At 36.2% G+C, this 19,836-nt stretch carries 22 protein-coding genes and 1 pseudogene; 21 read left to right on the forward strand and 2 right to left on the reverse strand.

Annotated elements, in window-relative coordinates; translation table 11 throughout:
- The 7 genes from EFB00_RS13560 to EFB00_RS11910 form a co-directional block, all read left to right on the forward strand.
- Positions 1-185: hypothetical protein (locus EFB00_RS13560; protein WP_206423505.1), on the forward strand; the 185-nt coding region annotated here is incomplete at its 5' end.
- 149 nt (positions 186-334) lie between these two features.
- The gene (locus tag EFB00_RS11885; RefSeq protein ID WP_071874410.1) at positions 335-877 is read left to right on the forward strand and encodes a ClbS/DfsB family four-helix bundle protein; all 543 of its coding nucleotides are present in this window, start codon (positions 335-337) and stop codon (positions 875-877) included.
- A gap of 243 nt (positions 878-1,120) precedes the next feature.
- Positions 1,121-1,597 carry a hypothetical protein gene (locus EFB00_RS11890; protein WP_086294028.1) on the forward strand — a complete coding sequence of 159 codons (477 nt, stop codon included), beginning with the start codon at positions 1,121-1,123 and terminating at the stop codon, positions 1,595-1,597.
- Between the two features lie 145 nt (positions 1,598-1,742).
- Positions 1,743-2,600, forward strand: coding sequence for an AbiJ-NTD4 domain-containing protein (locus tag EFB00_RS11895; RefSeq protein ID WP_241153456.1), 858 nt, complete (start codon positions 1,743-1,745; stop codon positions 2,598-2,600).
- Positions 2,601-2,750: 150 nt separating this feature from the next.
- Positions 2,751-2,987 carry an AbrB/MazE/SpoVT family DNA-binding domain-containing protein gene (locus EFB00_RS11900; protein WP_002287931.1) on the forward strand — a complete coding sequence of 79 codons (237 nt, stop codon included), beginning with the start codon at positions 2,751-2,753 and terminating at the stop codon, positions 2,985-2,987.
- Positions 2,984-3,394, forward strand: coding sequence for a type II toxin-antitoxin system death-on-curing family toxin (locus tag EFB00_RS11905; protein ID WP_122647106.1), 411 nt, complete (start codon positions 2,984-2,986; stop codon positions 3,392-3,394). The genes EFB00_RS11900 and EFB00_RS11905 overlap by 4 nt, the downstream gene beginning before the upstream one ends.
- Before the next feature lie 530 nt (positions 3,395-3,924).
- Entirely contained in the window at positions 3,925-4,851 is a 927-nt protein-coding gene (locus tag EFB00_RS11910) for a toll/interleukin-1 receptor domain-containing protein (protein WP_010729765.1), read from the forward strand.
- Here the strand turns inward: EFB00_RS11910 and EFB00_RS11915 are convergent.
- Complete coding sequence (locus EFB00_RS11915; RefSeq protein WP_122647107.1) at positions 4,848-5,456, reverse strand: recombinase family protein; 609 nt, start codon at positions 5,454-5,456, stop codon at positions 4,848-4,850. The genes EFB00_RS11910 and EFB00_RS11915 overlap by 4 nt on opposite strands.
- Positions 5,457-5,785: 329 nt before the next feature.
- Here EFB00_RS11915 and EFB00_RS11920 point away from each other — a divergent pair, with 329 nt between their 5' ends.
- From EFB00_RS11920 to EFB00_RS13500, 3 genes are all read left to right on the forward strand, one after another.
- Entirely contained in the window at positions 5,786-6,184 is a 399-nt protein-coding gene (locus EFB00_RS11920; RefSeq protein WP_122647108.1) for a hypothetical protein, read from the forward strand.
- Between the two features lie 63 nt (positions 6,185-6,247).
- Complete coding sequence (locus tag EFB00_RS11925; RefSeq protein ID WP_241153457.1) at positions 6,248-6,490, forward strand: hypothetical protein; 243 nt, start codon at positions 6,248-6,250, stop codon at positions 6,488-6,490.
- Positions 6,491-6,514: 24 nt separating this feature from the next.
- Positions 6,515-6,679 carry a hypothetical protein gene (locus tag EFB00_RS13500; protein ID WP_164709486.1) on the forward strand — a complete coding sequence of 55 codons (165 nt, stop codon included), beginning with the start codon at positions 6,515-6,517 and terminating at the stop codon, positions 6,677-6,679.
- Positions 6,680-7,350: 671 nt separating this feature from the next.
- Here the strand turns inward: EFB00_RS13500 and EFB00_RS11930 are convergent.
- Positions 7,351-7,708, reverse strand: a pseudogene (locus tag EFB00_RS11930) (type 1 glutamine amidotransferase family protein).
- Between the two features lie 504 nt (positions 7,709-8,212).
- On the opposite strand from EFB00_RS11930, the gene EFB00_RS11935 reads away from it, so the two are divergent.
- The 11 genes from EFB00_RS11935 to abc-f all read left to right on the forward strand — a co-directional run bounded on the left by EFB00_RS11935 (position 8,213) and on the right by abc-f (position 19,611).
- A complete protein-coding gene (locus EFB00_RS11935) occupies positions 8,213-8,665 on the forward strand; it encodes a DUF305 domain-containing protein (RefSeq protein WP_122647109.1) in 453 nt (150 codons plus the stop codon).
- Between the two features lie 281 nt (positions 8,666-8,946).
- Entirely contained in the window at positions 8,947-10,731 is a 1,785-nt protein-coding gene (gene uvrC, locus EFB00_RS11940) for an excinuclease ABC subunit UvrC (protein WP_122647110.1), read from the forward strand.
- Positions 10,732-10,948: 217 nt separating this feature from the next.
- Entirely contained in the window at positions 10,949-11,323 is a 375-nt protein-coding gene (locus EFB00_RS11945; RefSeq protein WP_122647111.1) for a DUF2512 family protein, read from the forward strand.
- Between the two features lie 383 nt (positions 11,324-11,706).
- The gene (locus EFB00_RS11950) at positions 11,707-12,273 is read left to right on the forward strand and encodes a hypothetical protein (RefSeq protein ID WP_241153458.1); all 567 of its coding nucleotides are present in this window, start codon (positions 11,707-11,709) and stop codon (positions 12,271-12,273) included.
- A 226-nt stretch (positions 12,274-12,499) separates the two neighbouring features.
- Entirely contained in the window at positions 12,500-13,579 is a 1,080-nt protein-coding gene (gene serC, locus EFB00_RS11955; RefSeq protein WP_122647113.1) for a 3-phosphoserine/phosphohydroxythreonine transaminase, read from the forward strand.
- A gap of 61 nt (positions 13,580-13,640) precedes the next feature.
- On the forward strand, positions 13,641-14,822 hold the full coding sequence (locus EFB00_RS11960) for a phosphoglycerate dehydrogenase (protein ID WP_122647114.1): 1,182 nt from the start codon (positions 13,641-13,643) through the stop codon (positions 14,820-14,822).
- Complete coding sequence (locus tag EFB00_RS11965) at positions 14,822-16,045, forward strand: DUF1015 domain-containing protein (RefSeq protein ID WP_122647115.1); 1,224 nt, start codon at positions 14,822-14,824, stop codon at positions 16,043-16,045. The genes EFB00_RS11960 and EFB00_RS11965 overlap by 1 nt, the downstream gene beginning before the upstream one ends.
- A 205-nt stretch (positions 16,046-16,250) precedes the next feature.
- The gene (locus EFB00_RS11970) at positions 16,251-16,883 is read left to right on the forward strand and encodes a YitT family protein (protein ID WP_122647116.1); all 633 of its coding nucleotides are present in this window, start codon (positions 16,251-16,253) and stop codon (positions 16,881-16,883) included.
- Between the two features lie 74 nt (positions 16,884-16,957).
- Positions 16,958-17,659, forward strand: a complete 702-nt coding sequence (locus tag EFB00_RS11975; RefSeq protein WP_122647117.1) for an HAD family hydrolase — start codon at positions 16,958-16,960, stop codon at positions 17,657-17,659.
- A 142-nt stretch (positions 17,660-17,801) separates the two neighbouring features.
- Positions 17,802-17,939: a hypothetical protein gene (locus EFB00_RS13505; protein WP_164709487.1), complete on the forward strand. Its 138-nt coding sequence runs from the start codon at positions 17,802-17,804 to the stop codon at positions 17,937-17,939.
- 103 nt (positions 17,940-18,042) lie between these two features.
- A complete protein-coding gene (abc-f, locus tag EFB00_RS11980; RefSeq protein WP_122647118.1) occupies positions 18,043-19,611 on the forward strand; it encodes a ribosomal protection-like ABC-F family protein in 1,569 nt (522 codons plus the stop codon).
- Positions 19,612-19,836 lie beyond the last annotated feature (225 nt).

Raw genomic sequence — 19,836 nt, forward strand, 5'->3', positions numbered from 1 at the left:
ACGGCTACGATAATCACGTCTTTTTGAAATTGTTTTCCTTTGAACTGAGTCATCTTCATTCCTCCAAGCTATCTTTTTCAATTATTTTACCTCAAAATGAGCTTATCGGAAACTTTGCAACAGAACCTTTATTCTCAACAGTAGAAACCTATGATAAACTTAGATTATCAGAATTTTCCAAATGATAATCTAAGTTGTTCAAGAATAGGGGCTGTATGATTTGGTCTATATATTATGACCATTTAGGAAGTTTTAATCATATCAAAAGTAGAGAAAAAATATTCAAAGCTATATTTTCTTAAAATTTCCATTAGTCAAAGAGAGGAGATTAACTATGATAGACAAAAATGAGAAAGAGATTTTATTATTGAATAGCGAGAAAAATTTCAAAGAACTACTTGAAATAATTGAATCAGTACCGAAAAGTAAAAGAGGAATTTCTATTGAAACTCCAGAGAGAGATAAAAATTTTAGAGATGTTTTAATGCATCTTTATGAATGGCACGCAATGCTTGAGAGATGGTATAGAGAGGGTATGGATGGGGATATTCCTTTTATGCCAGCACCTGGTTATAAGTGGAGTAGTATTAAACTCCTGAATATACGGATTTGGGAGAACTATCAAGATGTGACATTAAATCAAGCTATAAAAAAATTGAAGTTAAGTCACCAAAGAGTAACAGACTTAATTAAAATACATACGAATGAAGAAATCGTGACAAAAAAATATTATAAGTGGACGAAAACAAGTAATTTGTTCAGTTATTTTACAGCGAACACATCTAATCATTACATTTGGGCTGTGAAAAAATGTGAAGTTATCGCAAAGGCTTTAAAAGAAATAGAAAATGAAAATTTTGTAAAAACGTCTACTTAAACGAACGAGGACTTTAATAGAGTAAACAAAAGGGAACTTCTAAAAATGGAAGTTCCCTTAATTCTCGTAAAAAATCAACAATATAATTTAACATAGCCAAAAGTAAAAAAATATAAAGAATCTATATCAGACAAAGGTTTTTATGGTAACTATAGTAAAGATAATATTAGAAGTTTTCTAACAAAAAAAGTGGACTCCGTAATTGAAAAAGAAAAAAACAAAAAAAAAAGTAGTTTGTTTAATTTGGAAAAAATTGATTATAAAGCAAATTCAGTAATTAATGAAGAAGATAGTAGGAATGTTCAATTCTATGAAGATTTGATGGATATTTTTGATCCTATTGAATTTGATAATGATGAGAGATTGCTTTTAATCTATGCATTCATGGATGAAACAGCTATTTTTTCAACGGATGAGTCATTTTATAGGAAAGTTATTCAATGGGAAAGTGATAACAATTTAAACAGCTATTTGAGCGATAGAGTATTTGACGTACTAACAAAATTAAGTAACAAAGGGATTTTAAAGGAAGAATACTACAACTACTTAGATGAATATTCGGCACGCTATATTTTGCAGGCACACGATTACAAGAGACTAAAAAAATTTCTATTAGAAAAACAGGATAGAATCTCTACTGTTATTGAAAAATATAAAATGCCAGTAATGGTTGATCCGTTTGCAGATAATAATCTTGATGAATCAGAATTACCATTCTAATTTTGTAGGATAAAATGATGTGATATAAATAATTTTTAGTACTCAAAACCAGTGTTAACAACTATCTTATTTTTCACCTGTAACAACTTGACTAATAGTATTTTGTGAATAGTTAAGGTTATTAAAAATTTTTGGAGGTAATTCGATGCTTTTTTCTGAAAGATTAGGTTTTAAAAAAGTGGAAGATATTATACTTGTAGATAGATTGTCAGAAACTCTTAAAAATAGTTTAGCAAATGTGATTTATGATATTTTTCAAGAGAGTCATAAGATCCATAGTGAGTATGATTATAGGAAAACGGGTTCTTGGAAAATATACTACTTTTTAATAAAAGAGTTTTTTAAAGGACAAATAAATAATAGTTTGGATTGTGGGTATGGTTTTACTGTTTACTATGAGGAGATTATTGATCGTTTAGATAACATGGAGTGGTATGCATATTTTGATTTACTAGAGACTTTAGCAAAGATGAAAATAATAGATATACGAAAAAGGAAACGCATTAATAACATACTAGAATCGGAAAATTCAGGTTATAGATTAAGTGAAAGTAATGAATTTATACCGATAACAGACGACGTTGCTATTAAGAATATAGATGCTGCATCAGAATCAACATTTGAATATGCCAAAAATCATATTCAGAAATCTCTTACATATATAAGTGATAAGCAAAATCAAGACTATAATAATGTTGTCAGAGAAGCAATCAGTGCTGTTGAAAGCTGTATTATTGAAATTTCAGGTTTGCCAGCAACAAAAAAGAATACTTTAGGAACTGCTGTTAAAGCAATTAGGGATAACCCGAATATTGAAATTGATCTTACCTTTTTAAAACCGTTTGAGACTATGTATGGTTTAGCGAGTAATAATGGAATAAGACATGCTGGAAATGAAAAAGCGATTGTGTCTGATTTACCAGATGCAATTTTAGTACTAACAACATGTTCAGCCTTAATTAATTATTTGGGAATAAAATTGCTAAATAATCCTCCAAAATAATGAAGAGTATGTTCGTGAAAGAATAATTGTTCGAAACTAATACTATTTTTACAATGTATATGCATTGTAAAAAATCATAATTAAATTAAATATAAGAGATATTGAACAATATGGATATACGGTATATACTTAATTATAGGAGTTGATTTTATGAATATAAAAAAACGAAAAATTAGAGAAGTAGGTAACTCAATAGTTGTCACTTTATCAAAAGAGAGTTTATTACAAAAAGGATTGAAACCTGGAGATACTATTTTTATTGATGAAGACAAAATGATGGATGCAATCGTGAAAGAAGAAAGCAATTTAGATCTCGAAATTGATATGTATGTGAATCAAGCTCTATCTGAATATGATGCGGCGTTCAAGGAATTAGTTGATCGATGATTTATTTGAGCGAAAGAGACATTGTAAAATTGAATGTTATTCAAATAAAAAGATATTCACCAAAGGAAACAATTGGCGTTATTGATAAAAATGCTTTGAGTATGGCTGTAAATCAACCGAAACAGCATATTTTTGGAAAAGATCTCTATCCCGATGTGTTCAGCAAAGCAGCAGTTCTCTTAATAAATCTGATCAAAAAGCATCCATTTCACAATGCTAATAAACGTACAGCATTTTTAGCTACATATATTTTTCTTAAGCTAAACGGCTGTTCACTGAAAATGGAAAATCAGGAAGTTGTAGAATTTGTAGTTAGAATTGCTACGTATCAGGGGGAGTTTAATGACTTAAAAGAGGCAACAACTGATATACTAAAAAATAATTCCACAAAAATAGGAGCAAACTAGTTATCCAGTTAAATCTGGAGAGTTAGTTTGTTTTTGTTTTGGTTTACATAAGATAAATTATGCGAAGTTCATTATTTTAAAAGCTTAAATAATAAGCTTTTTTATAATACCAATTTATTTATGTAAACCAATGACCTTAATCGCTTAAGCAAGCACGTTATGTAATACTCTACTCTCTCCAAAACTAATGACTATCTATTTTCAAAGAAGCTAGAATGATTATCTGATCCAATGATAATTTATATTTAATTCCTGGTCTACTACTCTTCTTTTAATCAATTAATGTCTAACGTACTGTACACGATAAAGTAGGAAGACTTATTTTCAACTCCGGATTCATTTTTTTAATTCGGTGAAAATCACTAAATTAAGAGTTTATCCAAGTTCATTTTAGCTGAGAATACGCTTGAAAATAATTTTGATGAATTTTCCTGAATTAAAATTTATTAACTTGTTGAGTGATATAATTGTAATGTATTACCAAATAGTTAGCACTTAGATTAGTGATGGAAAGGAATAGTGAGAACAAGATGACTGGTAGAAATCCCAAAGTATTTATATCATATTCATGGGAGAATAAGGAAAATAAAGAATGGGCTAGAGAACTAGCAGACAAATTACTTGAAAACGGTATTGATGCATATATAGATCAGTATGATTTAAGTTTAGGTGATAGATTACCTCAGTTTATGGAGCAACAAATATCCGATTCAGATTATGTTCTAATTATATGTACACCAGAGTATAAAAAAAAGGCAAATAATCGTACAAGTGGTGTTGGGTATGAAGGTCATATTATCTCAGCAGAATTGCTTTCTGGAAAAAATGAACGTAAATTTATCCCAATAATTAAAGAAGGACGTGCAAGCGAAGTACTTCCTACTTTTCTTGCTGGAAAGCTTGGAATTGATTTATCAGATAGCCAACATTATGATGAAAACTTAGATGATTTAATTACAACTATATTTGGTGTTAAGAGAAAACCAGCATTAGGTGATATACCTAGGCATATTAAAGGCAGTCCCTTACTACCTATAGAACATAATGAAAATAAAGATATTGAAATCTTAGGAATTATCACTGATAAAGTAACTGTACCTAAAATGGATGGCTCAAGGGGTTCTGCATTATATAAAATTCCATTTAGATTAAATAGAGTACCAAGTCAGCTTTGGAAAGAGTTGTTTGTTAGAAATTGGAATTCACCACCACGATATACAACAATGCATAGACCAGGAATTGCTTCTGTTGTAGACGATGAAATTTTACTTAATGGAACAACTATTGAGGAAGTCCGGGAATATCATCGGGAAACTTTAAAACTTTGCATTGAAAAAAGTAATACTCAAGAAAAAAAAATATTGCTAGAGGAGGAACAAAAAAAAGAGAGAGAGAATGAGCGAGTCAGATCACATAAAGAAAGTGTTCAGAAATTAGCAGATGAATTAGAGTTCTAGTTGATAGTCAGTTCTTTCTTAATTCGATACACAGTTTGTCTAGTTACATTATAGTCTGTTGCTATTTTTGAAATAGCGACACCATTCTCCAGGTCCTGAACGATGCTTCTATAAACAAGGCGACGTTGAGGATCTTTTGTGTTCGCACTGTATAACTTAGGACGTCCTTTATAGACGCCGTTTGCTTTAGCAATCATTATCCCTTGTGCCTGGCGTCGTTTTGATTCAGTACGCTCTTGTTCAGCAATCATGGCCAAAATTTGAATGATTAGGTCTTTGATAAATTTATCCAGGAGAGGATTTCCGCTTGCTTCAGCCATGATCGGTAAACTGGTGATAATGAGTCGTACATTTTTCTTCTTTAAATAATTCACTGAATCGATAATCTCGTCATAATTTCGTCCAAGTCGATCAATGGCTTCTACAATAAAAATATCTTGCTCTCTGACAAAATCTAAAGCTTCCTGAAAAATCGGACGATGACTAATCGTCGCTCCAGATTGCTTTTCTATAAAAATTTTTTCAGCGCCAAACTTTTTCATTTCTTCAATTTGCCGTTGTTCATTTTGATCGATTGATGAAACTCGGATATATGCAATTTTCAAAAATTTTACCTACTTTCTCGAACTGTTTAAAACACACCCTAATCATACATTTAAAAACCATATTTTTCAATGTTATACCTATGTCTATTTAGGGTACACTTTAAATAGACAATACGGTCTTGAATTATAAAAGCTAAAAAGAAATAAGCACTCGTATAAAACAAGTATGGTTTTTTCCATTTCATAGACTTTTAAGAACAAATTTAGTATGCTCAATGCATGATGATAAAGGTCGTTATTTTTTACTATATTTGTAAATGAAATAAATCTAGTAAAAAATATGATAAAGAATAGATAATTTTTACACAGAGTAAAAGGGAGGAAGAGGAGTGAGAAGAAAACTATTTTTAGGGGGTGTTTTGCTGGTTTTGCTTTCATTTTTTTATGTTAGCGATTTGAAGAAAAAGGACTTAGCAGATGAGATACCACCAAATCGATTGATAGGAGTTGTAGTTAAACAGGATTATGATAAATTAATATTGATTGTAAAAACGACTGAGATTGCAAAAGAAAGTCCGTTAAGTGTTGGAGAAGAGGTTTACTTTGATTTTTCTACGCCAAAAATGAATGATCTAGGAAACTATCCAACTCGAACAGAAAGAATTCAAGCTTTAAAAAAATATACAGTTGGAAGTAAAATTGCATTTGGTTTTGTAAACGAGAGCGTTAACAAGGAACGGGTTTTTGACCTTGCTTTACTTGATAATATTTCAATTTTAGAAAATTAAGGATAGGGTTTAGTTGATAAGGTAAAAGACCTAATCATTGATACTAATGTGGATACTAATAAGATGAGTTATTATATTTCTCCTGCCAAAGTTAAGTCACTGAGTTCCCAAACTAAAAAATTAAATACTGTTAATGTGTTTGCTGCATTTATTGGTCTAACTCCTGGAATAATTCCCTTAGTCTTTGGTTCTTCGGTTTCTGCAAATCAAGTCTTTATAAATACAGCAAAAAAAGGTAAGGGCGTACAATTAAACTATATAGTAATAGTTCAACAGATACTTACAGCACGAATCAAAATTATGTAATAAAATAGTTTGGAGGTAACTACTATGCTAATAACAAAAATTTCTTTAGCTATTGCAGTAATATTAGGCATTTGTTTATATTTTGTGTTGCCACCGGTAAACTTCTTTATATATTTTACTATTCCAGCGGTTATTATTGTTAATGTGATAAGGATTGTTGTAAAAAAGAAACAAGAAAAGTATGCTTAAGATTGGTGAATGATCTCATGAAAGTAAAAAGAGTAGTCGTGATTTTAACGACTATTCTTTTTAAGATCGTGTAAACCATTGTGTAAAATAAAAATACATTAATTAATGTGTGATTATTATGAGTGATAATAGTTTAGAAGAATTTTTAAAATCTAGAGAATCAGATACTTGCAGTGACCCAAAAAAATTAGATTTTTTGGTCTAACTTTTGAGAGGTGGTACAAAATAATGAGTACAACAAAACTTTCCACTACAAAGAGATCACTGATAATAAATTGTTCAATCATATTATTTTGTCTCTAATGACAAATGGAGCTAAACAATTTCCAGAATTAAGAGAAAAAATTGCCACCTATTCTGAGGAGAATTTCGAGGAAGTCGATGAAAATTGATCCATAAATAATGATCAGGTGGTTCGTGAGGAGTTCGATTTACTTGAATTGTTGATCGATCATTTTGATTTAGAGATGCTCCAGATTCTAAAAGAAAAAATAGAGTCAAGAACCTTACGTTACACTGAGTAATTTCATTAATGCAAGGGGAAGACTGGTTGGAGTTTTCATCACTAATCTTTCTTTTTTTATCAGTTTACATAAGATGGATATAATAAACAAAAAAGAAAAACCGGCGCTTATTGATCGTCAGCGCCGGTTGTCATTAACAAAAATCAGTCAGGCGAGAGGATCACCGTATTTTTCCAAATACCCATAGTAGCCCATCTTATATAAACGAATCGTTTTCTGTCGGATTTCATCTGTCGCGAAATCGACAGCTTGTAAGATCAAGTCGGTGAATTCGATAGGGGCGATCCCATTGGCTGTAATCAGGTTTTTATCTCTCACAGCCTGTTGTTCCATAAAATCTTCTTTATTGCGATAATTTTCTATCTCCAACCAAGGGGACTGCGCGTTTCCTGTATGTTTATAGCCTTGCAGCAAACCATTCTTCGCTCTGATTCAGTGTACTGGTAACGTACACGCCTTCCCAATCCGCATATTCATCCAACAAAAATGTAATTGCTCTTTTCATTCTTGTACGCTCCTTTTTTCAGAAATATAATCAGCTGACCGTCGCAATTAAAACAGATAAATAGTCATGTTAGGTTTTCCATCAAAAAGCAAGAGTGTATTTTTTCAATTATCAACAGAGCAGATCTTGGTTTTTCCTACACATAGCTGATGCATTTGTTCAAAAATATCTTATCATTTTATAAAACTCACTACAAAGCATCCAATTTGGCTAAGGACTGTTTTAAGAATTTCTATTATTTATCCAAATTTTTGAAAATACGAGTTTAATGCTGTTTGTTATGGTTAATAATTAAGGTTTACTTAAATTGTTATTTTAGGTAAACTCTAATATTTTGTAATTAAAGTTTACTTTGTTGTGCTAAAAAAGTTAGAGTTCCTCTGCGTTTTTGTTGCGGCACGGATGCTTGACACTTGCAAAGCGTTCAACTTGTAAAGTCAATCAATTGACAGATGCAACACCCTAATGGATATAATTATTTATAAGCAGAAAGGGGAGTTGAAAATGAACAAGTATGTAAAGTTTTTGGTGATGATTCTTGTTTCGACAATTGTCATGTTTGGTATGATGTATTTGAATGTATTTTCTATCGACCACATCTTTTTTAGTCAAACCCGTATTTATATGGCGTTGATGATGGGAGCGGCAATGGCAATCATAATGCTGCTTTTTATGTGGAAAATGTATGAAAACAAAAAAGCCAATATTGGTATTTTAGTAGTGAGTGCACTGATTTTTTGTTTGTCGCTTTTCTTGGTTCGCAGTCAGGCGACAATCAAAGACACGGATTGGATGAAGGCAATGATTCCGCATCATTCGATTGCTGTTTTGACAAGTAATCGGGCGAATCTGGAGGATCCGGAAGTCAAGGAGTTGGCAGAGGAGATCATCGATGCCCAAGAAAGAGAGATCCAACAAATGAAGGAAATGATCAAGAGATTGGAATCTGAACAATAATAAAGGAAAAGAATCGCTACTTAGACGGGTAGAGTAAAGCAGGCAAAGTAGCGATTTTTTGTGGGCTAGTAATGAAAAGGAGAGAAAACCATATCACTATTTAAAAATTTTCTGTGAATAAATAAACCTAAAACAACTTCTCAAACAATTTGCTAAGAAGCTTCAAAATAACAGCGATTGTTCTTTAAAGAACCTTTAAAAATCAAGCGGGAAACTGCGGATTTCATTGACAGACGTGCTATACTATTCTCAGTTTGAAGATTAGGAGAGGTGGTCGCGCCTTGAATGAACGCATCAAAAATAAATTAGCTCTTTTACCGGATCAGCCGGGTTGTTATCTCATGAAAGATAAAAACGGTACGATCATCTATGTGGGAAAAGCGAAAATTTTAAAAAATCGTGTCCGGTCTTATTTCACTGGCAGTCATAATACAAAAACGGAACGTTTAGTTTCAGAGATCGATGATTTCGAATATATCGTGACGGAGTCGAATATCGAAGCTTTATTACTAGAAATCAATCTGATCAAGAAAAACGATCCGAAATACAATATCATGCTGAAGGATGACAAAACCTATCCTTTCATTAAGATCACTAACGAAAAATATCCTCGTTTGATGATCACTCGAAAAGTCTTGAAAGACAAAGCACTATATTTTGGTCCTTATCCTGATGTAGGAGCGGCTAACGAAACGAAAAAAATCTTGGATCGTCTGTTTCCGTTACGCAAATGCGGCGTACACCAAAAAGAGCCTTGTCTGTACTACCATTTAGGACAATGTTTATGTCCGTATGTATTTGATGTCGATCCTCAAGTTTATAAAGACATGGTGGAAGAGATCAAAAGCTTCTTAAATGGCGGGCATACGCATATCCAAGAAGAAATCATGAAGAAAATGGATACGGCGGCACAAAATCTGGAGTTTGAAAAAGCAGCGGAATACCGCGATCAGATCAAAGCGATCGAAACAGTCATGACCCGTCAAAAAATGACGCAAACAGATTTTATGGATCGAGATGTTTTCGGTTATGCAGTAGATAAGGGTTGGATGTGTGTCCAAGTCTTCTTTGTGCGTCAGGGGAAATTGATTGAACGCGATGTATCGATCTTTCCATTTTATAATGAAGCGACAGAAGACCTGTTGACTTATATCGGGCAATTTTATCAAGAAGCAGAGCATATCGTACCAAAAGAAATCTTGATCCCTAATGATATCGATCAAGAAGCAGTCGCAACAGTTTTAGAAACGAAAGTTCTGCAACCAAAACGCGGCGAGAAGAAGAAATTGGTAGAGTTGGCCAATAAAAACGCTCAAGTCGCTCTTTCTGAAAAATTTGATTTGATCCAACGTAAACAAGAACGAACGATTGGCGCAGTTGAAAAACTAGGGAATGCAATGAATATCCCCACGCCGGTTCGAATCGAAGCTTTTGATAATTCTAACATTATGGGGACCAACCCGGTTTCCGCAATGGTTGTTTTTGTTGATGGAAAGCCTTCGAAGAAAGATTATCGAAAGTATAAAATCAAAACAGTTGTCGGGCCAGATGACTATGCTTCTATGAGAGAAGTTATCTATCGGCGATATTCGCGAGTTATCAAAGAAGGATTGACCCCGCCGGATCTGATCATTATCGACGGAGGTAAAGGACAGGTAGATGCTGCAAGAGAAGTTTTAGCCAATCAATTGGGAGTAGATATCCCTATCGCTGGCTTAGCGAAAGATGATAAGCATAAAACGAGTGAACTGCTTTTTGGACCAACATTGGAAACCATTAAATTAGAGCGGAATTCCTCAGAGTTCTTCTTATTGCAACGGATTCAAGATGAAGTCCATCGGTTTGCTATCACTTTCCATCGTCAATTACGCAGCAAGAACAGCTTTGCGTCGAAGTTGGACGGCATTGAAGGACTGGGTCCGAAACGGAAAAAACTGCTGCTGAAGGAATTCAAGTCATTGAAAAATATTCAAGCAGCCAGCATTGAAGAAATAAAAGCAGTCGGTATCCCAGAAAAAGTCGCGGAAAATGTTTTGCAAGAATTAACAAATGAAGTGAAGAAATAGTTTTAATAAGAAACATATCATTGAATCAAAATAAAGTAGAAGCCGAATCGTTCGTGATTCGGTTTTTTCATTTTCCTTCTTAAATAGAACGTTATTTAAAAAGGTCTGGTATCATATTTTTGTTAGAGCTTATACTTGATGGTATAATTTTTTATAAGGGATGAAATGACATTCTTTATTAAACGGTATGTTTTTTTATAATGAAGGAGGAATGGAAATGAAACATGTAAAGGCGTTGGTGGTCAAGGCGATCGTGATTTGGGCAATTCTGTGGGTGGTGCTCACTGGATTCTATGGTGTAAGCTTCTTGGATTCTACGATTGTTGGAGTGATTATTGTAGTGATGATCTACATTTTAGGGGATTTGCTCATTTTAAGAAAGATCGGCAATGTCGTGGCAACGATCGTTGATGCAGGTTCGGCAGGCGTTATCCTATGGTTGTACTTGTATTTCATGAATGATACTGCTGACATCTGGATGAAAGTATTGATTCCGGCTGTGCTGATAGGATTGTTTGAATGGTTCTTCCATAAATGGCTTCTAAAAGAAGGTGTAGTTCCTGACGAAAGAAAGATGGAGGAACGACTTTAATCGATTAATAAATAAGCCAGAATAAAATAAGATATAAAATAAAACGTCCGAGCAATGATTGGTGGAAATTCCTTCTGTGATGTCCGATGAAATTCAACATCACTAAAGAAACGCCATTCTTGTTCGGATTGTTTATTTTAAGATGACTTTCATTTAAGGCATAGTTTTTTAGACATTAGGGGAATTTTGATATAATAGGACCACCTAATAACAGATAGGAGCGGAATAGTGATGGACTTTAAGGGAACGATTCATTTTAATCAGAAGAAACAAAAATCGATTTTCCTGAGTATGGCAGCCTAATCATCAGTAAAAATGAGACTGAAACCAAGCAGTCGGCAGTTAGTTTAGAAATAAAAGATAAAATTGTTGTAGCAATCAAGATGGGTAAAACAAACGAAGAAGGCAAGGAAGTTGATCAACTAGTAAAAATCTTGCCACCAGAAGATATCGAAACGATTTATGTAGCAGAGAAGCTGCTCCAACAAGCAGAAGAAGCAGGAATGACTAATTTGACTGAATCTGCTGAGCGTATAAATATCCCAACCAATCACTTGAAGCGGGTAGAGGAATATACTACACATATCCTGCTTGTTTTGGAAAAATTTGGGATCATTTTACAAACAAAACCTAAGAAAAAACCGGCAAAAGCGCAACACCGCTGGAATAAAGCGGTCAGCCAAATGGAATTTTTTGTGGATGATTTTGACAGCAAAGCGACAATAATCTGGCAAAAACGCAATGAGATGCTGATCAAGGCAGGGGCGGTCATGAAGCAAGAAATGCCTTTGAATAAGGATGGGTCTGTCGGTATGTCAGCGCGAATGGCAGAAAAGATCCGTGCCGAAAATGCGGATAAGTTCAAGGATTTTGTTACTACCGAAGACATTGTATTGAAAAGTGTCAATGAAGTCGGTTTGTTTTTATATTTTGCGGGAACAAACAGCTAGCTAGTATTGAAGGATAAAGATGGCAAGACGATCGATGAATGGACGGTTGTTAAATAACTGATTATGAACAACAAATAAAGCGAGACTGACTCTGAATCTTATAATGATTTAGAGTCTTTTTGTTTGAATTTTCAAAAAATTATAGTTAATTCTCAATTTATTCCTTTTATCCCAAAGAGGTATCTGCTAGAATGAGTGTTAATTATTTGAAAAGGAGTCGAAGTGAATGACAGTGTATAATTTTTCAGCTGGTCCAGCTGTTTTACCCAAAGAAGTATTGGTAAAAGCTCAATCCGAAATGTTGGATTATCAACAAAGCGGCATGTCGGTGATGGAGTTGAGTCATCGCTCCTCCTTATTTGAAGAAATCATTCAAACTGCAGAAAAAAAATTACGGGAATTAATGGAGATTCCTGAGAATTACCGAGTATTATTTCTACAAGGTGGCGCAAGTCTGCAATTTACGATGGTACCGCTGAACTTAGCACAGGAGAAAAAAACGCTGTACGTTGAAACTGGTGTTTGGTCGAAAAAAGCGATCGCAGCGGCACGGTCATTGGGTAATGTCGAGGTGGAAGTCGTGGCCTCCAGTAAAGATGATCAGTTTCGTCATATCCCCGAAATCAAAAAAGAGCAGATCGACCAATCGGCAGCCTATGTACATCTGACTACGAATAATACGATTGCCGGGACAGCTTTTCAGAAAATTCCTGATGTTGGAGATGTTCCTGTCGTAGCGGATATGTCCTCCAATATTTTGGCAAATGACTATAATGTAAAAGATTTCGGCTTGATCTATGCAGGAGCTCAGAAAAATATTGGTCCAGCAGGTCTGACAGTCGTGATCGTCAGAGAGGACCTTCTAGGAGATGGTGTTTTCGCGCCGATGTTGGATTATAAACTGCAGGCTGAAAACGGCTCTTTGTACAATACACCGCCAACGTATAGCATCTACATTGCCAAGCTGGTTTTTGAGTGGTTATTAGCTAAAGGCGGTGTGTCGGCGATTTTAAAAGAAGACAAAGAAAAAGCAGCTTTGCTTTATGAAGCAATCGACCGTTCAGCATTGTTTTCAAATCCGATTGAAAAAACGAGCCGGTCGATCACCAATATTCCTTTTTCAACGGGAAATGCTGAATTGGATCGGCGATTTATCCAAGCAGCGGAAGCACAAGGATTTATCAACTTAAAAGGTCATCGGTCGGTCGGCGGAATGCGGGCGAGCCTTTATAACGCATTTCCTAAAGAAGGAGTTATCGCATTGATCGAGTTTATGAAAGAGTTTGAAACATCTTGCGCTGACTAGCAATAAGCGCGTTTCTACTATTGTAAAAAGATTGAAAAACAGTAAAAAAGGAGGTTACTCAATGTTTCATATCAAAACTTTCAATACGATTGCCCCGGAAGGATTAGCTCGTTTTGACGAAAACTATATTCTCGATGGTAATGATCAGCCAGATGGAATTCTGCTGCGCAGTAAAAATCTGCATGACTATGCTTTTCCTGATTCTGTCACAGCGGTTGCAAGAGCCGGCGCTGGTACTAATAATATCCCAATCGATCAGTGTACAGAACGAGGAATCGTCGTATTCAATACACCAGGGGCCAATGCCAATGCGGTCAAAGAATTAGTGATCGCAAGTTTACTGCTTTCGGTTCGTCCAATCCTTCGCGGAGCAAAATGGGTTCAGACGCTGACAGGTGCAGATGTTGAAGAACAAGTAGAAGCCCAAAAGAAACAATTTGCCGGAACGGAGTTAGAAGGCAAGCGTTTAGGTGTTATTGGACTGGGTGCGATCGGTGCTATGGTAGCAAATGATGCGTACCGTTTAGGCATGGAGGTCGTTGGTTACGACCCTTATGTTTCAGTAGATACAGCTTGGAGCATTTCACGGCGTGTCAAACGAGCCGCGGAATTGTCCGAAATTTTTACCAGCTGTGATTTTATCACCGTCCACGTACCGTTGATGGAAAATACACGGCACTTGATCGATCAAGCTGCATTGGCCCAAATGAAACCAACTGCCTGTTTGTTTAATTTTTCTCGGGGAGAGATCGTGGATACCGATGCAGTGGTCGCAGCATTGGATTCAGAAAAACTAGCCAGCTTTACGACAGATTTTGCCAGTGAGAAATTGTTAGGCCATAAAAAAATCTTGGTACTGCCTCATTTAGGAGCATCTACGGAAGAAGCTGAGGTCAATTGCGCGAAGATGGCAACAGAAACGATCAAGCGCTTTTTAGAAACAGGCACCATCACAAACTCTGTCAATTTTCCTTCAGTGGATATGGCGTTTTACTCTCCTTATCGATTGACGATCATTCACAAAAATATCCCTAATATGCTGGGACAAATCTCGTCAACGATCGCCGAACTAGACATCAATATCGAAAACATGGTCAATCGCGGTCAAAAAGAGCACGCCTACACTTTAGTGGATGTTCAAGAAGACAGTCGGGAAAAAGTCGCACAAGTAGCGGATCGCTTGAAAGAAAATCCAGATATCATCCGGGTGCGAGTGATCACGCAACCAGAAGGAGGATACTGATGGTAAAGATTCGTCCATTTAAAGGAATTCGTCCCCCGGCAGATGCAGCAGAAAAAGTTGCTGCGCTGCCTTATGATGTGGTAGACAGTCAAGAAGCTCGTCAGCTGGCTGAAGGAAATCCATACAGTTTTTTTCATATTGACAAAGCAGAGATCGATCTGCCAGATTCAGTGGATCCTTATGATGACGCAGTGTATCAAAAAGCAGCGGATAATTTAGCGTCTTTCAGAGAAAAAAAGTGGCTGGTTAAAGAAGAGCGTCCCGTTTTTTATCTGTATCAGTTAAGTATGGGGCAACAAAGCCAAACTGGTTTAGTAGTATGTACTTCGATCCAAGATTATTTGGATAATAAGATCAAGAAACACGAATATACCCGTCCAGAAAAAGAACAAGATCGCATCCGCCACATGGAAGCCTGTGATGCCAATACCAGTCCTATTTTTTTAAGCTACCGCAAAGACAATGAGATCCAAGCTCAGATAGATCAATGGCAGAAAAATCACGCTCCATTGTTTGAATTTACTAGTTTCTATGACGTATCCCACAAAGTTTGGCAAATCGACGAACCAACAACGATCGATACCTTTGTAGAATTATTTGAAAAAGTGCCTGCACTATATATCGCTGACGGGCATCATCGAACGGAATCAGCGGTAAAAGTAGGGATGAATAAACAAGGGGGCAGTCCAGAAAGTGAAGTCTTCTTGTCGATCATCTTTCCTGACGATCAACTAAAAATCTGGGAATATAATCGTCTGTTAAAAGCAGATGTCCCGGATAATTTCATGGATCAGCTGCAAGAGGATTTTATAGTTGAAAAAACCGGTCAGACTAAACCTGACAAACTCCATGATGTTCATATGTACTGGGAAAGTGATTGGTATCGTTTGTCTGTTAAACCAGAAAAAATTCCTGATACATTGATCGAAAGCTTGGACGTTTCTCTTTTGCAACGCTATGTATTTGAAAAGGTCTTTGCCACTGAGGACATACGAACAGATCCGCGGATCGATTTTATTGGCGGAGTTCGCGGAACCGAAGAATTGGAACGTTTGGTTGATCAAAAGAAAGGAACCGTCGCTTTTTCTCTGTACCCGACAGCTATGAAAGATTTATTAGCGGTAGCAGATGCTGGAGAGATCATGCCTCCAAAATCCACATGGTTCGAACCAAAATTGTTGAGTGGCTTGTTCCTGCACGATTTAGAAACAAAAGAGCTTTAAACCAGCTAATAAAAATAAAATAACGATTTTCTCTTATCCGGATGACAATTGACTTTTGCTAAGTCGATTGTCATTTTTTTGATCAACCTGTCTATATCCGAACGATATATATTCAATTCCCATGAAATATTGCAAAAAACTAGAAAATGTTGATTAGAATGGTATACTAGTGAAAAATAAAACAAATTAAAATAACGAGGTGCCAATGAATAAAAACAAAGGATCAAAAAATGTATCTCTGTCTGTTATTAAAAAAATGAGTTATTTTATAAGCGGTATTTTTTTAATCACTATCAGTTTGCAGTGGTTTTTATTGCCTTTTAATATTGCATCAGCTGGTGTCGGAGCGATCGGTTTTTTATTGTCACATTTATATACGATTGAACAAACGATCGCGGTTTTTTGTATCAACGTTATTATGTTAGGATTTTGTTGGCTTTTATTAGAAAAGCGCACGTTTTTGAATACTGTATCCGGCAGTTTGTTGTTTCCGATTTTTTTAGGACTGATCCCCCAGTGGGAAATGGTTTCTCATCATGGCTGGTCGCTAGTGTTGGGAAGTCTGTTATTTAGTTTAGGAATATTTCTGCTTTATCAGATCGATGCGTCAAATGGCGGCGTGACGGTCCCACCGCTGATTTTTAAGAAGTATCTGAATTTACCAGTTGCTTACGGGATATTTATGACCAACTTTTTGATCATCTTATTGAACCTGAAAGCATTTGGCATTATTCAAGCGCTTTTGTCGGCCTTTTCTATTGTTTTGATCTCGCTTTCCATGAGTTTTTATCAAAAATACTGGGAAACGATGACAGGAAACTTAAAAAAATTGTTTTGATCAGCGACTGCCATCTGATTGGAAAAGTGCTAAACTGATTAATGAGAGACTGTTTTATTAAAGGGGAGCCAAAAATGGAAGGAATTATTTTTGATTTTAACGGGACTATGTTTCAAGATTCTAAGCTGCACGAACAAGCTTGGTTGGAAATGATCCGCAGATATACACCGCGAGATATTTCAGAACAAGAGATTTTAATGAACATCCACGGACATACCAATGATGAGATCTTGCGTCACTTCGTTTCTAAGGATCTGGATGCGGTGGAAGTTGCAAAGCTTTCTGAGGAAAAAGAGCAGAATTATCGAGAACTTTGTCTGAAAGATCCTGAACAGCTGGTTTTGACAAAAGGATTGCAAAAAGTGTTGGAGCATCTCAAAGAACAGGCGATCCCGCGGACAATCGCCACAGCAACCGGTAAAGAAAATCTGGATTTTTATTTTGATGTCTTTGATTTGGCTCGCTGGTTCACCTATGAAAAAGTGGTCTATGATGACGGGACATTCCCGGGAAAACCACAGCCGGATATTTTTCTGAAAGCCGCAAAAATGATTGAGCTTTCACCAGAAAAATGTATCGTGATCGAAGATGCGTATTCTGGATTACTGGCGGCTCAACGGGCTGGTATCGGCAAGATTATTGCCATTGATCCTTCTAAAAAGAACCAAGATATTTTTCGTGAAAAGAACATGCACCTAGAAGATATCATCCAAGATTTCACTGAGTTTCCGTTGTCGTTGTTTGGAAATTCGGTCGCTGTTGAAAAAAATCAGTAATTGATGAAATGATGCTGGGATAGTTCTTTATTTTAGTTGATAATTAATAGCATTAGAAGCCATCTGCAATGGTTTTCTTGCAGTATGGAATGAAGATTGCTATACTGGCAGTAAGAATTATAGGAGAGGGGGAAACGAATCAATGGTCAGCATGTCAAAAATAACAATGAACGAAATCAGTCTTCGTTATTTCATCAGCTTTTGTCATGCCCTTACCTTCAAAAAAGCGATCAAGGGAGCAGTACGTCCAAAAATCGCAAAAATTGAAGAAAATCAGTGACCATGAGAAGCGTTTCAATCTTCTATCTGTTTATAAAATAACGAGGTCATGATAATTGTCATGACCTTTTTTCGTGGTCTCTGATCTATAAGGAGAGAGACAAATGCTGATACAGGCAAATAAAATTACGAAAAATTTCGGCACAACGCCGCTATTCAAAGAACTAGATGTAACGATCCATCAAGGAGAGAAAATCGGTTTGGTGGGGACAAACGGTAGTGGGAAAAGCAGTTTACTCAATATTCTTGTTGGTACAGAAGGAATCCAAGCCGGGACCGTGGCCCGCAAAAAGGGGTTAGTGATCGGGTTTGTTCCGCAAAAACTATCTACGAGTCCCCAAACGGTAAAAGAATATTTATTGAACAGTTTCCAAGAAATTCGAAATCTGCGGCAGGAGATGCAGCGAATCGAGAGCCGCATGTCAGAGGAAACTAGCGACGTGGAACGATTGTTGAACCACTATGGCAACCTGCAGGAAACCTACGAAAAAATCGGCGGATATACATTGGAAGATCATATAATCGGCACCTTGAAAGGCTTGGGGATCGGAGATAAGTTTGAAAAGCCCCTTCACCAGTTGAGCGGCGGCGAGCGGGTCAGAGTCGAGCTTGCCCGAATCTTGGTGGGGGACGCCGAGATACTTTTATTAGATGAGCCTACCAATCACCTAGATCTTGAAGGGATCCAATGGCTGGAAAATTATTTAAACCATACTAATCAGGCATACTTAGTCATTTCCCATGACCGAGCATTCTTAGACAATGTTGTGGACCGTATCATAGAAATAGAAGATGAGCAGTTAGTGAACTATGCTGGCAATTACAGCAAGTATGCCGAGTTGAAACGAGAACGAGTCGCGGCACTTCAAAAAGACTTTGAATTACAGAAAAAAGAGATCCAACGACTTGTCCTGATGGCTCGTCGGTATCGGCAATGGGCCAATGAAGCGGACAATGAAGATTTTTATCGGAAAGCAAAAGAAGTCGAAAGACGCATCGAAAAATTAAAGACGCAATTAGTCAAGCCGCCGGTACCGCCTAAACGGCGATTGCAGCAGGTGACGCAGGCTGGACGTTCCGGAAAAGAAGTGGTGATCGCCAAAAACATCGGGAAAATCGCTGGTGAAAAGCTGCTGTTTTCTGACAGTCACTTTATCCTTTACCGTCAGGAACGAGTGGCGTTGATGGGGCAAAACGGCAGCGGGAAAAGCACATTGATCCGTTGTCTTTTGGGAGAGACTTCATTAGATGAAGGAGAGATCCGTTTAGGGGCGAATATCAAGATCGGTTACCTACCTCAAAAGTTTTCCTTTGAAAAACCGGATCAGCGGATATTGGATCACGTAAAAACGGTGATTTCCGATGAACAAAAGGCTCGACAAACGTTGGCTCGTTTCGGCTTTTTTGCAGAAGATGTCAATAAACGCATCAAAGATCTTTCCGGCGGGGAACAAATGCGTTTATACCTTTTACGATTGTTGCAGGCTAAAATCAATTTTCTGATTTTAGATGAACCAACGAACCATCTGGACATCTACGGCAAAGAAGAGCTGGAAGAAATTTTGTCTCATTACGATGAAACACTGCTGGTAGTTTCCCATGATCGTTATTTTTTGAAAAAAGTGACCGAGAAACAATTGTTGATCCAAGATAATGAAGTTGTGAAAAAATAATTTTTTTCTGATGGAGACATTGAGCTATCGACCATTAAAAGCTACTTTTCTTCAGGTAAAACGAATCATTTTATCATGACATCAATTATATTCGTTTAGATAACTGATTATATTTCCACCAAAAAGAGCGCGTGAAATGACCGATTTTCATCATTTCACGCGCTACATTATTGAAACTTATACCACAACTGTCTCTTTAAAAACAGGGACGGTTTTTTCTTTTTC

Source organism: Enterococcus mediterraneensis (assembly GCF_900604485.1).
Taxonomy (GTDB): domain Bacteria; phylum Bacillota; class Bacilli; order Lactobacillales; family Enterococcaceae; genus Enterococcus_C; species Enterococcus_C mediterraneensis.

Bases quoted from the DNA above. Each gene is read 5' to 3' on its own strand.
- EFB00_RS11885 (WP_071874410.1), top strand. From the start codon at position 335: ATGATAGACAAAAATGAGAAAGAGATTTTATTATTGAATAGCGAGAAA.
- EFB00_RS11895 (WP_241153456.1), top strand. From the start codon at position 1,743: ATGCTTTTTTCTGAAAGATTAGGTTTTAAAAAAGTGGAAGATATTATA.
- EFB00_RS11900 (WP_002287931.1), top strand. From the start codon at position 2,751: ATGAATATAAAAAAACGAAAAATTAGAGAAGTAGGTAACTCAATAGTT.
- EFB00_RS11905 (WP_122647106.1), top strand. From the start codon at position 2,984: ATGATTTATTTGAGCGAAAGAGACATTGTAAAATTGAATGTTATTCAA.
- EFB00_RS11910 (WP_010729765.1), top strand. From the start codon at position 3,925: ATGACTGGTAGAAATCCCAAAGTATTTATATCATATTCATGGGAGAAT.
- EFB00_RS11925 (WP_241153457.1), top strand. From the start codon at position 6,248: ATGAGTTATTATATTTCTCCTGCCAAAGTTAAGTCACTGAGTTCCCAA.
- EFB00_RS13500 (WP_164709486.1), top strand. From the start codon at position 6,515: ATGCTAATAACAAAAATTTCTTTAGCTATTGCAGTAATATTAGGCATT.
- EFB00_RS11935 (WP_122647109.1), top strand. From the start codon at position 8,213: ATGAACAAGTATGTAAAGTTTTTGGTGATGATTCTTGTTTCGACAATT.
- EFB00_RS11945 (WP_122647111.1), top strand. From the start codon at position 10,949: ATGAAACATGTAAAGGCGTTGGTGGTCAAGGCGATCGTGATTTGGGCA.
- EFB00_RS11950 (WP_241153458.1), top strand. From the start codon at position 11,707: ATGGGTAAAACAAACGAAGAAGGCAAGGAAGTTGATCAACTAGTAAAA.
- serC (WP_122647113.1), top strand. From the start codon at position 12,500: ATGACAGTGTATAATTTTTCAGCTGGTCCAGCTGTTTTACCCAAAGAA.
- EFB00_RS11960 (WP_122647114.1), top strand. From the start codon at position 13,641: ATGTTTCATATCAAAACTTTCAATACGATTGCCCCGGAAGGATTAGCT.
- EFB00_RS11965 (WP_122647115.1), top strand. From the start codon at position 14,822: ATGGTAAAGATTCGTCCATTTAAAGGAATTCGTCCCCCGGCAGATGCA.
- EFB00_RS11970 (WP_122647116.1), top strand. From the start codon at position 16,251: ATGAATAAAAACAAAGGATCAAAAAATGTATCTCTGTCTGTTATTAAA.
- EFB00_RS11975 (WP_122647117.1), top strand. From the start codon at position 16,958: ATGGAAGGAATTATTTTTGATTTTAACGGGACTATGTTTCAAGATTCT.
- EFB00_RS13505 (WP_164709487.1), top strand. From the start codon at position 17,802: ATGGTCAGCATGTCAAAAATAACAATGAACGAAATCAGTCTTCGTTAT.
- abc-f (WP_122647118.1), top strand. From the start codon at position 18,043: ATGCTGATACAGGCAAATAAAATTACGAAAAATTTCGGCACAACGCCG.